This window comes from Bernardetia aquimarina (assembly GCF_042180575.1).
In the GTDB taxonomy this organism is placed as follows: domain Bacteria; phylum Bacteroidota; class Bacteroidia; order Cytophagales; family Bernardetiaceae; genus Bernardetia.
Window position 1 is genome coordinate 845,187 of record NZ_CP170094.1, and the last position, 14,086, is coordinate 859,272.

General features: G+C 30.9%; 13 protein-coding genes. 2 read left to right on the plus strand and 11 right to left on the minus strand.

Features of this window, described 5'->3' with window-relative positions:
* Nucleotides 1–20: 20 nt before the first annotated feature.
* Complete coding sequence (porQ, locus tag ACE193_RS03475) at nucleotides 21–1,109, minus strand: type IX secretion system protein PorQ (protein ID WP_375561622.1); 1,089 nt, start codon at nucleotides 1,107–1,109, stop codon at nucleotides 21–23.
* A gap of 365 nt (nucleotides 1,110–1,474) precedes the next feature.
* On the opposite strand from porQ, the gene ACE193_RS03480 reads away from it, so the two are divergent.
* The gene (locus tag ACE193_RS03480) at nucleotides 1,475–2,791 is read left to right on the plus strand and encodes a DUF2157 domain-containing protein (protein WP_375561623.1); all 1,317 of its coding nucleotides are present in this window, start codon (nucleotides 1,475–1,477) and stop codon (nucleotides 2,789–2,791) included.
* Nucleotides 2,792–2,845: 54 nt separating this feature from the next.
* Nucleotides 2,846–3,439, plus strand: a complete 594-nt coding sequence (locus tag ACE193_RS03485; RefSeq protein WP_375561624.1) for a GDYXXLXY domain-containing protein — start codon at nucleotides 2,846–2,848, stop codon at nucleotides 3,437–3,439.
* Nucleotides 3,440–3,893: 454 nt separating this feature from the next.
* Here ACE193_RS03485 and ACE193_RS03490 read toward each other — a convergent pair whose 3' ends face one another.
* The 10 genes from ACE193_RS03490 to ACE193_RS03535 all read right to left on the minus strand — a co-directional run bounded on the left by ACE193_RS03490 (nucleotide 3,894) and on the right by ACE193_RS03535 (nucleotide 13,926).
* On the minus strand, nucleotides 3,894–4,385 hold the full coding sequence (locus tag ACE193_RS03490) for a hypothetical protein (RefSeq protein WP_375561625.1): 492 nt from the start codon (nucleotides 4,383–4,385) through the stop codon (nucleotides 3,894–3,896).
* A 67-nt stretch (nucleotides 4,386–4,452) separates the two neighbouring features.
* Complete coding sequence (locus ACE193_RS03495; protein ID WP_375561626.1) at nucleotides 4,453–4,593, minus strand: hypothetical protein; 141 nt, start codon at nucleotides 4,591–4,593, stop codon at nucleotides 4,453–4,455.
* Between the two features lie 371 nt (nucleotides 4,594–4,964).
* On the minus strand, nucleotides 4,965–5,957 hold the full coding sequence (locus ACE193_RS03500; RefSeq protein WP_375561627.1) for a peptidoglycan DD-metalloendopeptidase family protein: 993 nt from the start codon (nucleotides 5,955–5,957) through the stop codon (nucleotides 4,965–4,967).
* Nucleotides 5,958–6,053: 96 nt separating this feature from the next.
* A complete protein-coding gene (locus ACE193_RS03505; RefSeq protein WP_375561628.1) occupies nucleotides 6,054–7,322 on the minus strand; it encodes a hypothetical protein in 1,269 nt (422 codons plus the stop codon).
* 304 nt (nucleotides 7,323–7,626) lie between these two features.
* Entirely contained in the window at nucleotides 7,627–8,895 is a 1,269-nt protein-coding gene (locus ACE193_RS03510; RefSeq protein WP_375561629.1) for a hypothetical protein, read from the minus strand.
* A 363-nt stretch (nucleotides 8,896–9,258) separates the two neighbouring features.
* On the minus strand, nucleotides 9,259–9,966 hold the full coding sequence (locus ACE193_RS03515) for an ABC transporter ATP-binding protein (RefSeq protein ID WP_375561630.1): 708 nt from the start codon (nucleotides 9,964–9,966) through the stop codon (nucleotides 9,259–9,261).
* 118 nt (nucleotides 9,967–10,084) lie between these two features.
* A complete protein-coding gene (locus ACE193_RS03520; RefSeq protein ID WP_375561631.1) occupies nucleotides 10,085–10,948 on the minus strand; it encodes a glycerophosphodiester phosphodiesterase in 864 nt (287 codons plus the stop codon).
* Between the two features lie 48 nt (nucleotides 10,949–10,996).
* Nucleotides 10,997–11,551, minus strand: a complete 555-nt coding sequence (locus ACE193_RS03525) for a hypothetical protein (protein ID WP_375561632.1) — start codon at nucleotides 11,549–11,551, stop codon at nucleotides 10,997–10,999.
* A 320-nt stretch (nucleotides 11,552–11,871) separates the two neighbouring features.
* A complete protein-coding gene (locus ACE193_RS03530) occupies nucleotides 11,872–12,657 on the minus strand; it encodes a tetratricopeptide repeat protein (RefSeq protein ID WP_375561633.1) in 786 nt (261 codons plus the stop codon).
* Between the two features lie 216 nt (nucleotides 12,658–12,873).
* Nucleotides 12,874–13,926 carry a tryptophan 2,3-dioxygenase family protein gene (locus ACE193_RS03535; RefSeq protein WP_375561634.1) on the minus strand — a complete coding sequence of 351 codons (1,053 nt, stop codon included), beginning with the start codon at nucleotides 13,924–13,926 and terminating at the stop codon, nucleotides 12,874–12,876.
* Nucleotides 13,927–14,086 lie beyond the last annotated feature (160 nt).

Below are 14,086 nucleotides of genomic sequence, written 5' to 3' on the forward strand. Positions count from 1 at the left end.
CACCAACACAAAACACACAATTAATTTTTTCGAAATAATTTTTTCGTGTCCAATGTAATTGTAAAATTATTTGTTCCACCTGCAATATGTGCTAAAGAACGAGAATATGCAAATTCGAAGGAACGAACACGCAAAACTCCACCAAACGAAAAACCTACAAATGCAGGTCTAGCTGTTACGGTCAGTTCTCTTCTTCTTAAAAAATTATATCCTGCACGAAGATTAAAATTCTTACTAAAAATAATTTCTGCTCCCAAAACAATTCGTCGAAATGCTTTATCAACTGCACTTGTTTCTTCGACCACAACTTGTCCGTTTGCATCTAAAGTCGTACTTCTTGCAGGGTCATTATAAGCAATATTTTTTCTAAAAAGCTGTTGCAAAGTCAATGAAAAACGAACTGGCATTTTTTCAGGTTTTAAAGAAGCTCCCAAAAGAATATTCATCGGCATTTCATAATCAGAAGTAGGCGAATAATTACTAATCAGAAAGCCTAAGTTATTCATTACTAATCCAAAACGCAAATCTTTGTCTGGATGGGTTAGTGTTCCTCCTAAATCCAAATAAACACCTGTTGCATTATATCCTGCCAACTGCGAGCCTGCAATTTTCAACGTTCCACCAACACGAAAGGCATCAAATTTTTGTGAGTGACTTACTCCAAAACTATATTCACTAGCATTTATTTGACCTAAAGAGTTTCCCAAAGCATCATAACTTTCAATGTTTCCATAATCAAGATATTGAAAAGAAAAAGCAAGATTCGAAAAACGTCCTAGTTTTTTAAAATCGTGTCCATACGCTAGATTTACATTGCTAATTCCTGCCGAGTAACCATAATAAGCCAATGAAAGACGATCGTGTGTAGCATCAGTCAAAAGAGCAGGGTTTTCGATGTGCATATTTATGTCTTGCTGTTCTCCTGCATCTTGTGAAGTAATATTTGCTCCTCCAAGTCCGATTATTCGTGCATGTGTAGGAAGATTTATAAATTCTAAAGATGTTTTTCCTCCTATTTGTCCAAAAACTGAATTTTGAGCTAGTAGAAGATAAAATAAAATGGAAAAAGAACTTAGAAAAAATAATTTATTTGATAAAAATTTATACATTTCTTAAAGAATGGCTTTATAGTCTATTCAAACCCTAAGGGTCTTCAAGACCCTTAGGGTTTAAAAACTTTTGTACTCAAAAACAATCTGCAATTTCTACAAATTTACTCGTTTTTGTAAAAAAAACTGTCCTAAAAATTTATAATCTTAAATTTAACTTTTCAAAAGTCGGTTTTAAATTAGTTTTTATGCTAATTTAATTCAAAATTAGAGTGTTTTAAGTATTAAAAAAGTCAGTTTTAAATTTATCGAAACAACTGATTTTCAAAATTAGCGTTTGTATTATTGTAGCTGACAACTTGGAACGGCTTTAGCCCTCTGCGAAGCTAACCTATTAGTTACTTTACCACCAAAATAAAAATCCTATGTTTTTCAATCTAAAAGGCTCTGCACAATTCAGAGAAGAAATAGAAAGTTGGGTAAAAGAAGGAATTATCAATTCCGAACAATCCCAAACACTTTCTCAAAAATACCAGCTTCCAGAGCTTGGCGAAGCTCCTCCATTTTATAAAGATTCTAGTTTTATCCTAAAAGCTGTTGCTATTTTGATTGGTGTAGCTGGGCTTATGCTCGTGATTGCTCAAAATTGGGATGATTTGCCGATTATAGTCAGAATGCTCACAGGACTTTTGCCACTTTTTACAGCCTACATTTGGGGATTCTTAAAATTACATCAAAATGATGAATCAACAGCAGAACTCGCTTTTCTTTTGGCTTCCTTACTTTTTGGAGTAAATATAATGCTACAAGCACAAATTTTTCATATTTCATCTTATTTTCCAAATGGAGTTTTGTGGTGGGTTTTGGGGACAATGCCAGTTATGATTTATTTTAGAAGTAAAATCATAGCTATTATTTTTCAAGGTTTCTTTATACTTTGGATTTCGCTGCAAATGGAATATATGCAATTTTCGATTTGGTCACCTATTTTAGTTTTGCTTTTTGGGTATATGCTTTATATTCGTCCAAATGTGTTATTGCTTATTGGAATGTTTGTGAGTTTGTATTTAGCTTTTATGAATGGAATTTCAGCGATTTATCAAGAACGTTTTTTTAGAATTGTAGATGAAGGGTATTATATGTTTGGGCTTAGTTATTTACTTTTTTTCTTAGGAATATTTCAATTTTTGAAAGATAAATATTCTGATTTTATTCAAAGAAATGTTCAAAATTTATTGCGTTTTGCTTTTGTGTTTGTTCTTTTTCTCTTCACATTTAAAGGTATTATTGAAGAAATTACTCGTGAACATCACAGCAGTTATCTTTATGGAAAAACTGAAATTAATTATTTAGTTATTGGAATTATGGCTTTAGTTTGTATCGGAATATATATTTATTCTGTCTTTATCAAAGCTGAAAAAATCAATTTCAAAACTGTATTTCCTTTAGCTCTCTTGGCTTTGCTTTTTATTCCATTAATAGAAACAGGCACTTCTGATAAGTTTTTAGCTGTATTTTATAGTATTGTTTTGTTTGGCTTGTCCGTGTGGAAAATTTATGATGGAATACAAAACCAACAAAAAGGTGATTTTATGACAGGAATTTTTTATCTCTTAATGCTTGCCTTAGCTCGTTATTTTGATTTGTTTGAGAACTATGTTATTACAGGTATTTTGTTTATTGTCTTGGGAATGGGACTGTATTTTATCAATAACTTTTGGAATAAAAAAATTAGTAAATAGATAATCAAACCTATAAGGTTTTCAAAAACCTTATAGATTTAAAATATAAAAACTATGAAAAATAAATCATTAATCTATCTCGTTGTACTTTTTCAAGTGTTGGTTTTGGGAGGAATGTTTGCAAAGGCATTTTATCCTGTGATGGTCGGAACGCCTATCAAACTCAAAGTTTTGCCGATTGATCCTCGTGATTTGTTTAGAGGGAATTATGTCAATTTAGGCTATGATTTTAGTAGAATTGATTTAGATGCTATTCCAAATGATTTGGATTCTATTGCGCTTAATACACTTACATATGGTGATGAACTTTTTGTAGAACTAGCTTTAGATTCGAATAAAGAATTTTATGAAACAGTCGGACTTTGGCAAAATCCTACTAAAAAATCAACCCCTCAAAACCTTCTTTTGAAAGGAACAAGACGAAAAGACACTTTTAGTTTTTGGAATAGAGGATATAATACAATTAGTATAACAGCAGGAATTGAATCTTTTTTTACGAAGAAAGAAAATGCTTTATCTCTACAAGACAAAATGCGTCCGAATTGGTCTTTTGATGAAAATAGAGAAGAATATATTGTTTGGTCAGAAGTGTATGTAACTGATGAAGGTGCAGTTAGAATGAATGCTATTGATTTTAGGAAGAAATAGTTTCTATAATGATTTTTTGGAGGTGCTACACAAAGGATAATATTTCTTCATATTCTTTCTGTGGGTTAAATTATTGTTGGTGTCCCCACCATAGCTGTAAGGTTAAAAATTTATTTATCTTTCTGTTCCTTAGGAACTTTATATTGGTAGTAAAGTAAGAAAGAAAGAGTGTATTATGTTCCGTTAGGAACTACACATATTGGTAGGATTTCAAGATTTTTAATACAAAATAAGACCAATATACAACTCCTAACGGAATAGAGGAAAAAATTTCTCAATAGCCTTACAGCTATGGTGGAGACATCAACAATGGTAAAGTAAAACTATATTTTTTGTCAGACTGGTAAGTCTGACCTACTTTTTATCACAAAAAAGGAAACTTCTTAGTTTATTAGAAAGTCTGTTGAAGGAGTTTTTTTATTAGATTTTTAAAAAAGGGTGTTTAAATTTAGTTTTATACTTCCTCTTCCCAAATAGCCAAGCATTTTTTCTCTTGCCAAAACTTTTCTAATGTCATTTTGGGATTCGAAACTACTTTTATGGTAAGTGGACTCAAACGAACACTTATTTTGTAAAAAGACTCTCCATAAGTTCCAATATCTACCACTTCATTTCCGAGCAGTTTCAAATCATTTCTAATCAGATAACTCATAATAGCAGGAACTTGCAAATCTACTCCTCCAGTAGCTTTTGCGTGTGGATTTTCTAACAACTTAGCTGTATGTATTAGTTCTTCTAAATCACTAGGATTGTTTTCAAAATGCTGTTCATAACTTTTATAATAGATACTTTCTAGCGCATCTTCTTGTGAGATAAATTCGCCTTCAATTACATACCCTATCAGCCAATTATCGCCATATTTTTTATCCCATTCTCGTTGTCTTTTGTGTCTTTGTTTGAGGTTTCCTGCTTTTCCGATTTTTCGTTCTACAATTCTCCAACTCATTGATAGCTTGTTTTTTTTGATAGAAAATGATTGTAGTTAGGAAACTGTTTTTTTGGTGGGAAAAGTTTCAACTACTAACCATCGTTGAGGCTTCGCTGTCAATGAGTTTTTTCTTTAAAAAGATTCTTTCTTTTTCCCCATCTCCAATTCCTAACCTCTCCTCTCCATTTCCCCCACAATTTCCATCGTCTTTACACTTACCGTACAAACACACTGCAAAAGCTCAATAACTTCTTCTTTATAATCTTCAAATTTATAGGTATTGAATTTTTCTCTAATCGTTTCATCTCGTGGTTTCTTTTCTTTGTATTGGTCAAGAATCCACTCTCGTGCAAGTAAGTATTTGGCTAAAACTAAGACTAGTAATTATAAAGAAGGTTGTAGTCGTAAGGCTTTAGAAGGAAGTAATTTTTGTAGACAGCATACTAAATAATTCCGAACTAAAACCCCACAAAAAAAAACTGTTTGCCTAAAAAAATAGAACAAACAGAAATGCAAAAATCAAGAGGTATAAGTATTGCAAAAGATACCGTTGAGGTAATCACAAATGAAAAGTAGAGACATCAAAAATTCAAAAAATTACTTCTTCTCAATCACTTCATTTTGCACAGGTGAATAATCTATTTTTTCTTTTCCATCAACGATTAGTTTATCAAAATAACATTTTATGCCTGTTGCTCCATTAAAGGTTTCTGTATTTTGAATGTGAAAATGTAAATGAGGTTCGGAAGAATTACCTGAATTCCCACAAAGTCCTAATAATTCTCCTTGTTTTACTTTTTGTCCTTCTTTTACTTTAATAGAATTTTGCTTAAAATGAGCAAATATCAAATACTCATTATTTATAGTCTTGATAATAACTGTATTTCCAGGAACAAACATTGTATTCATTTTTCCTATTTTATTGTCTTTTACACCATCAACTGACAAAACAACTTCGCCGTCACAAGGAGCAAAAATTTCTTTTCCAAAAGCATAATAATCTTCGTTTTTTTGTCCATCAGTTTTATAGCTTTTTCCTTCTTTCTTAATCACAAAATCAAACGCATTTTTTTGTGATTGATTTTCTATGTGATAATTCTGTTCTTTTGTATCTCCTCCCCAAACAACTATCCATTTTTCATTTTTAGAAAAAGGCAAACTAAGCTGGGTTTGATTGCGTTCTGGTGTGGGTATGTCTAATTTTTCTTCAAAAGGTTTGATAAATAACCCATTGATTTTTCCTTTACTATCAATAGAAATATTCAATCCTAGAGTAGCTCTTTCAAACTTAGTTTTGTAAACAGCATAACTTTCGTTTTCATACCTAGAAAATTCTCGGTTGGTTATTTTTCCTACTTGAGCAAATAATCCTTTAAAAAACTCTGTGCTATTTGTTAAAGGTAAAGCATCTTTCATTCCTGCTCCATACATCTCAAAAATACTATCATAAGCTGAGTTATTATAATGGGTTTCGAAGTTTTGTGCTACTTTTTTATAGCTTGTAGTTTCTTCAATATTAGTTTGTGAAAATGCGTTTGACATAAAAAAGAAAAAAAGTAGAGAAGATAAAAACCAGAAAATAGTTTTCATAAGAGTTAAAATTAATAGAAATAAAAAAAGCACAGAAAAATGTGCTTTTAAATAATTTAATCTTCAAATATAAAAAATAAAATACAGAAACTTAGCTTAATCCAAACTAATAACTAATTCTACCCTAGGAGCTTTTGGAGGAAGTTGTGTCAAAATTAACTCTTCCTTATCTGTATTATTTTCTTTCTGCTTCTTATTTTGTTCGTTGATAATTTCTTCTAAAATGGCATCATCCAATTTTTCACTCATTCCATATACAATATAATGAAATTTGCTTTTGTCATCTACACGCCTTTTTAAGTATTTATACACTTGCTTGGTGCGTTTGGCTGACATACGAAGACGATTTTCTGCATTATCTTGTTCTTGCTTATTCTCAGAATAGGTTCTTCCAAAAATTTCTATGGCTAATCTAGGGTCATTATTCAAAAAGGTTGCTACTTGTTTGAGTTTACCTTTTTGTTCTCTAGTAAGTCTTTTAGCACTTTTGCCATCAAAAACAACAAAATGAGTTACAATAGTTTTTTGATTTCCTTTTTCAGAAGTAGAAACACTCTTTGCTTCTGAATAATAAGTATTTCCTGTGCTTTGTCTTGCATAAAACTCATCTATATATTCCCACGAGCCGTGTGAAAAGCTTTCCTTAATTTTATCAAAAATAGGTTTGAAGTTGGTTGGTTCTAGTTGTGAAGAAACATATTTTATAGAAGTTTTGGGAGAAATTTCATTTACTGTAACTCGTTCTAAACTATCAAAAGCATCACTATTTCCTTTTGCCATTGTATAATCTATCAATTCTTTTAATACCTCAAATCTATCTTTATCGTAATTGTGCAAAGCTGCCGAATCGTAGTAATTAGTTAGGTTTTGAGAGCGAGTTTCGAAAAAATTATGTTGTCCAATTTGGTTATCCAGAAGTAGAATTGGCTCAAAAATAATATCACGATTTAGTTCATAAATGAATGTTTGTGGGGGAACAAAAAGAACAATGATGTAAGGACGAAAACCTTCTACATGAACGCTAATTTCGTAACGCTCATCAGGTAATAAAAACATAAAATAAGCTCCAGTAACTGTATCAGGTGAAAAAACTCTTAATTGTTTTTCTTGTGTTCGAAGATTTCTAACAGTTAGATTGACTGCTAGTTTTTCTTTTTGAATGTTTGTTTTTTTGTCTTTGTCTTTTTTGTGCTGATAATGATAAGCAAATAATTTTCCTTTTATGATAGCAGAAGTAGGAGCAAACAAATTTGTATTTTCTGTTTGTATATTTTTAGGAGAATCAAAATCTTGAGCGTGAGAATTATTTATTGCAAAAAATCCTAAGACCAACAAAAAAAGAACAACGTTTTTATTTTTACTCATATTTACTTTTTTTGCAAATAAATGAAATGAATAGTTTGATTTGTATGGGTTTCTCATCTTATTTCTCCTACGTTTTCTCACTAAGTTATTTTAAATTATATCAGAACCTTTTTTTAGAATTAGGTCAAGATATTTTATCCTACTTCAACCTTTCCTCTGCTCATTTGGTATTTTTACTAAAGTGCTTCTTCTAATCTTTTATTTAATTAAAAAAACAAACAAAAACCGAACCTCCCACTATTAACATAATGAGAAATTCGGTAAAGTTATTCTTTTTGACGATGAAATAAATTATAATTTATTTCTACTTTCCATCAGCAGATACTTTTAAGATAAGCATATCTACATTTTTTGTATCCATATTTTCATTGGTGTAACCAGCTAAAACAAAACTTCCATCATTGGCAATCGCCCCAGCTTTGGCTACTTGGTCCTTCTCTCCTCCGAGTGTTCGTGTCCAAATTTCTTTTCCTTTTGAATCTAACTTATTAATCATAATTTCATTAGAAAGTGTACTTACATTATTTCCGTATTCGTCAGCTTTATAAATATCAGTATAACCAATAAGAATAATTTCAGAATTTTCAGTTACTAAAATATCAAATGCTTCATCTGTGCTTAGTCCTCCAAAGTTTTTATCCCACACTTTTTTTCCATTTTTATCTGCACATACTATCCACGCATCATGACTTCCCTCTGCATAGGTATAAGAATAACCAGCGATTAAGATGTTTCCAGAAGGCATTACTTTTACTACGTTTGCCATTTCGTTATCTCCACCACCATACGTTTTTTCCCACTTTTTATTTCCTTCTTTATCTACGTGTATCAAAAGCATATCCCATTTTGTCATCATTTCGCCTTCTACGTGTCCAGCAATCAAATATCCAGTTTCTGTTTTGGCTAAAGAGTGTCCTTGCTCACTACTTTTTCCTCCAAAACTTTTTTTCCAAATTGTTTCTCCTTTGTCATCTATTTCTAAAAGCATAATATCACTTTTTCCTGTTTCGATAGGAATACTATTCATCAAAATCATGTAATTTCCTTCATCAGTAGCAACAATACTATAAATTTCATCTATACTTTGGTTAGAACCAAATGTTTTGTCCCAAATACGAATTCCTTTTGCATCTGTACGAACAATCCAACCATCTTTTATATCCGAACCTGCACCATACGAATCTGAATAACCTGCAAAAATAAACCCTCCATCAGCCGTTTCTAATCCTGCATATCCTTCTTCGCTTTCTTCTGCACCATAGTTTTTATTCCAAATAATATTTCCACTTGCATCTACTTTGATGGCACTCATATTCATATCTCCTGCACCATACGAATCTGTACGACCCAGTAATATAAAATTTCCATCTTGACATTTTATAATCGTATTAGCAGCATCAAAACCCTTATCTCCTACAGATTTGTAGGCAAGTTTGTTGGTGTTATTAACTGAGTTAGTAGTAACTAAATTAGTAGAAGTATTGTCAGAATTATTAGTCAAGAAAGGAGCAGAAAATGAAACAGTAGAACTGATAGACAAGGCTGCTGCAATGCAGAAAGTTAAGATTTTCATACGCTAAGGCTATATTTTTATTTTACAGATAATTTGGTAAAGCAAATAGTTAAAGGCGACTTGTATTTCTACTCTAATTATATAAGTATAAAATCAATTTATACATAAGATTAAAAAATAGTCATTTATTGTTTGTATTCGCACTTGTTTAGCAATTTTGCAATAAGTGTGCCTACTTATAAGATAGAATACGCTACAATTTAGCATAAAATCATTAACTAAGTAAATACAGGCTATATTTTAGCATCATTCTTAGTAAAATTCAATTTTATATCATAATTATTCAATAATATATTTATATTGTTTTAAATTATGCTTGAATCCTTCAAATAAGTTGTGGAGCATCTGTTTCTGTATTGCTATTTATTTTTTATTTAGATTGATACTTTGTGTATCTTTTTTATCATTTTGTGTTTCTATATTTCCATCTCTTAGACGAATTATTCGTTCTGTTTTTGCTGCAATATCATCTTCATGAGTTACAATAACAATCGTTTTTCCACTTTCGTGTACTTGTTTGAAAAGTTCCATTACTTCATAGGAGGTGGTAGTATCTAATGCTCCTGTTGGCTCATCGGCTAAAATTACTTTTGGGTCAGTAATTAAGGCTCTTGCAATGGCAACACGCTGTTTTTGTCCCCCCGAAAGCTCAGAAGGCAAGTGATGCGCCCATTGACGCAATCCAACACGTTCTAAATATTCTTCTGCCAAAATTTGTCTTTCTTTACGCCCCACTTTTTGATAATAAAGAGGTAGAGCTACATTTTCGGCTGCTGTTTTGAAGGAAAGCAAATTGAAAGATTGAAACACAAAACCTAAGAATTTATTACGATAAATAGCTGCTTGTTTTTCGGTTAGGTTTTTTATCAAGACTTTGTCTAGCCAATATTCTCCTTTATCATAATTATCTAGCATTCCCAAAATATTGAGTAAGGTAGATTTTCCAGAACCCGAAGAACCCATTATAGAAACCAGTTCTCCCTCATTAATGGTCATATCAATGCCTTTCAAAACGTGCATGCTTTGTGCTGTGGTATGATAGGATTTATGAATATTTTGTAGAGAAAGCATTTTTTTAGTTATCAGTTTTTGGTAGAAAATATAACCAAGTTTAGTGATTTTTTTTGTCTTCTCTAGTTATCTAAATCATTTTTAACGAAAAATTTGATTTTACCTTTATTTTCCTTTGTTATTTTAAGACTTTGAGTAAATGTTTTACTTTATCAGTTTGGATATAATCAACTCCTTTATTGATAGCTTCTATATTTCTTTCTTTCGAATGTGTATTAAGAGTCGCTACTAAGAAACCTTCTTGATGTGCTTCTTCTACATTTTCTTTCGTTAGATTATTTGTTTGCACAGTAATTCCTCTTAAATTATATTTTCTAGCTTTTTGTATAGCAACTTCAAAAGTCTCGTAAGCAAAAATTTGATAATCAGGACGTTCTTTTTGTAAAGATTCTATCAAATCTGTTCTTTTAAATTCCATATATACTTTATTCAAATCAAGATTGCGTTTTTGCTCATATTTTTCCAGTAAAGAAATAAGTGCTGTATTGAGCTGATTATAATATACTGAAGAGGTAGAAGGATTAAAACCTTTAATATCTAAAGAAAACACATACTTTTCAAGATTAGGAATATGCTCAAAAATATCTTCCAAACGAATTACTCTATATTTTGTATAAGGTGCAGAACTTATATATTCAGCTCCTTTGATTTCATTCCAGTTTTGCTCATAAATTTTTCCTTTTTTATTAGTTTTAGTTTCTAATTCTTCATCATGAAAAGCCACCAAAACACCATCTTTGGTCATCTGCACATCAATTTCTACTCCATTACTTCCTAAACTCAAAGCGTACATAATTGATTCATAACCATTCATTGGATATACTTGACCTATTCCCATTCCACCATGACCAATAACTTTTATGGTTCTTTCAGATAAGTCAATATTAATTTCCTCTTGGTTACAGGAGGTAAAAGAAAAAACAGAAATTAGAATAAGAAATAGAATTTGTATTGATTTTTGAGAGAGTAATAATTTTTTCATTGGAAAGTAAAATTAAAAAGTAAAAAAATGAGATATATCAAATTGATTTTAAAAAGCATAACCAACAGTAAGCCCTCCCCAGTGCTGATAATTTGTATTAAATTCTAAAATGGGAGTATAAGCAATCCTAAATATCAGTCCTCCTTTATTTTTTTGATAACGATAACCTACCATAAAATGAGTATGATTATGAATATCCCGTTTTGGTTGAAAGTTAGAAGAACTAGCTCTCACAAAAGAAGTAATTGTTTGCCCTGCTCCAAATTCTAATTTATGGTTTGTTCCATACAAAAAATGAAAACCAACAGGAACTATAATTTCTGGGTTAAATGTGTCTGTATAATCATTTAAGTAATAGGTACTTACTCCTAAACGAAAAGCAAAAGCTATTTTTGAATAAGAGGGAGATGATTTGCTGGATAAAAAAAATAAACGTTCATAATTAATAGAACCATATCCTCCTGCTCCAGCACCTTCAATATAAATTATGTTTTTTGATATATTTCCTGCATAAGTTGATTGAGAAAATACTTGGGTAGAATTATTTAAAAATAAAAACATGAAAAAAAACATAAAACCCAAAAAATTAAAAAATGGACGCATAGTCATCTTTTTAAGTTGTGATATGTTTATTTATACGTTTTTTTTTATTTATAGTTGTAGGTACAATCTTTTATTAACATTTTTTGAATGACTATTAAAAAAACAAAATATTTTATTTTTATTAAAACATTTTACAAAACTCTTTTTTTTACTATAAAATGTTAAAAATTCCTTTTGGAGATACTTGTGTTTTTTACTTACTGCTAAACTTTAAAAAGCAAAAAAATCCCTTTTACTTACTTACGAGTAAAAGGGATTTCTATTTTTATATAAAAGTCTGTATATCTATTTCTAGACTAGATATTATTTTTTAATTTTAATTAAGCTGCTTTTTTGCCTTTCATGCTTTCAGCACGACCTAAAGCACGCTTTGCTTTATTTACAGCATCTGATTTTTTATGGTTTTCTACGATTGTTTCGTAAGCCTGTGCAGCCATTGCATAATCGTTTTTAAGTTCATACGCCAAACCTAATTTCATCAAATATTCTGGTGTAAAGAAATCGTTTGGAGAGTGATTTGAAGCCTTTTTGTAATATGTAATTGCTTCATCTAAATTATCAAGTTCCATATACGCATCTCCAATTAAAGAATAAGCTCTAGCTTGAACTAAATAATCATCAGCATTAAATGCTTTCAAACTTTCGATAGCTTCATTGAATTTTCCTTCTTTCAAATAAGCAGTTCCTTCATAAAAAGCAGCCAAATCGCCAGCTTTTGTCATAGAATATTCATCAGCAATTTTTTCAACACCTACTGTTGTAGCACCATCACCTTTAAGAGCTGCATTCAATGAATCTTTTTCGAAGTAAAATTGAGCTGCAAAAAGTTCTTGTTGAGCTTTTGTTTCTTGCTTTTCTACATACCATTGCCATCCAAAAATACCTATGACAGCCACAGCTACTAAACCTAAAACGCCAAATATTCCGTTTCTTAATCCTTTGTTTTCGCTTACTTCTAAAATACTTTGTTGCAAACGGTCAGCTTCTACAGCTTGATAAAACTGTTCTGTTCCAGCTTCGATATCTGGATTTATTTCTTGAGCTTCTGTTTTTTCTCCTGCTTTAGCTTGCGCTTTTACTGTTTTTTTGTCTGTTGTTTTTGCCATTTTGATTTTATGTTTGATTTCTTGCTCAGACCCTAAAGGTTTCAAAAATCCTTAGGGTCTAAAATTAAAATTCGTTTGTTATTTCTTTATTACTGCAAAATAGTTATTCTTTTTGAATAAAATTTTAGGCTGCAAAGGTAACAAAAATATTTTTTAGGTTACTAATTCCTAATCTCTTTTTTTTTATGTAAGTCTATTTGCACTTCTATTTTTTTCTTATTCAGTTTTATCACTTTCATTTTTGGTAGTCGGCTTTGGTTTTCCTTCTGAATGAAAAGAATCTGAAGGCGAAGGTGCAGTTACACGAGTACGAGAACCGACATGCTGAATAACCCATGATTTACCCCAGTTTTCTAGTTCCTCTTTGCTCCAAAGTGAAGGATAAAAAACTTGTCTTTGAAATCTAGGAGGAAGGTATTTTTGCCAATTAGTGCCACCCGTTGCTGCAACAGCTTCTGTATCTTTATTTAGATAACGAACAGCAGCTTGAAAATGAGAAAGTCGCCAATCTATATTTACTAGAGCATCAAGGGTACGAAGTTCTTCTATTATTTTGTCTTTAAGATTCGAATCTTGAAGGCGATTAGAAAAAAGAAACCACAAATTACGAGTTCGGCAGCGTTTGGTAAGTTTTAATAAATCTTCTGAATATTTTCTTTCAAACTGACGTAAAGTAAGTGTTTTTAGTCCAGAATCGGTTTCTATTGCGCCTCTTTTCCAATAAGCATATCCAAACATTTCTTCAATACGTGAATGCTCATCAAACAAATCTCGCTGACTCGCTTCCACCAAAAAACGAAAATCAGTACACAAAATTTCTATTTGACGATATTGTGCAGACTGAAAACCACTTGCAGGAAGCAATGACATTCTAAACTTTAAAAACTCTCTATAATCCATTCCTTCCACCATTATTTCGAAAGAATTGACCAAATGCCTAAAGTAACGATTTACACGTCTAACTTTTTCCAAAAATACTTTTCCATTACTGTCTTTGAGCCAACTTACTTGGTCTAGCTCGTGCATAATGAGCTTAAAATAAAGCTCTGTAATTTGATGATAGGTAATAAAAATAGTTTCGTCTGGAAAATCCGTTTTAGGGTCTTGAAGGCTCAAAAGTGTATCCAAATGAATATAATCCCAATAGGTAAGATAATTTGCATACAACAAACCATCTAAATAAGATACTAAATCCTGTCCCATCGAATCGTATTTGATGGCTAATAATTTTATCTTTTCTTCTATTTCTGGTGTAAGTTCGAAATCCATATTTTTTAGGAATATATATCTTTATTTTGTGTCAAGTCAGTTTATTAAGAAAGTAAAAATAAGAAAAAACGAACTGTTTTGTTTAATCTAATCAAATATTATTCGATAGAAAGGACGTTTTAAGGGTTAGTTTTGTAGTACACATACACTATGAATCAAA

Bases quoted from the DNA above. Each gene is read 5' to 3' on its own strand.
- porQ (WP_375561622.1), bottom strand. From the start codon at position 1,109: ATGTATAAATTTTTATCAAATAAATTATTTTTTCTAAGTTCTTTTTCC.
- ACE193_RS03480 (WP_375561623.1), top strand. From the start codon at position 1,475: ATGTTTTTCAATCTAAAAGGCTCTGCACAATTCAGAGAAGAAATAGAA.
- ACE193_RS03485 (WP_375561624.1), top strand. From the start codon at position 2,846: ATGAAAAATAAATCATTAATCTATCTCGTTGTACTTTTTCAAGTGTTG.
- ACE193_RS03490 (WP_375561625.1), bottom strand. From the start codon at position 4,385: ATGAGTTGGAGAATTGTAGAACGAAAAATCGGAAAAGCAGGAAACCTC.
- ACE193_RS03500 (WP_375561627.1), bottom strand. From the start codon at position 5,957: ATGAAAACTATTTTCTGGTTTTTATCTTCTCTACTTTTTTTCTTTTTT.
- ACE193_RS03505 (WP_375561628.1), bottom strand. From the start codon at position 7,322: ATGAGTAAAAATAAAAACGTTGTTCTTTTTTTGTTGGTCTTAGGATTT.
- ACE193_RS03510 (WP_375561629.1), bottom strand. From the start codon at position 8,895: ATGAAAATCTTAACTTTCTGCATTGCAGCAGCCTTGTCTATCAGTTCT.
- ACE193_RS03515 (WP_375561630.1), bottom strand. From the start codon at position 9,966: ATGCTTTCTCTACAAAATATTCATAAATCCTATCATACCACAGCACAA.
- ACE193_RS03520 (WP_375561631.1), bottom strand. From the start codon at position 10,948: ATGAAAAAATTATTACTCTCTCAAAAATCAATACAAATTCTATTTCTT.
- ACE193_RS03525 (WP_375561632.1), bottom strand. From the start codon at position 11,551: ATGCGTCCATTTTTTAATTTTTTGGGTTTTATGTTTTTTTTCATGTTT.
- ACE193_RS03530 (WP_375561633.1), bottom strand. From the start codon at position 12,657: ATGGCAAAAACAACAGACAAAAAAACAGTAAAAGCGCAAGCTAAAGCA.
- ACE193_RS03535 (WP_375561634.1), bottom strand. From the start codon at position 13,926: ATGGATTTCGAACTTACACCAGAAATAGAAGAAAAGATAAAATTATTA.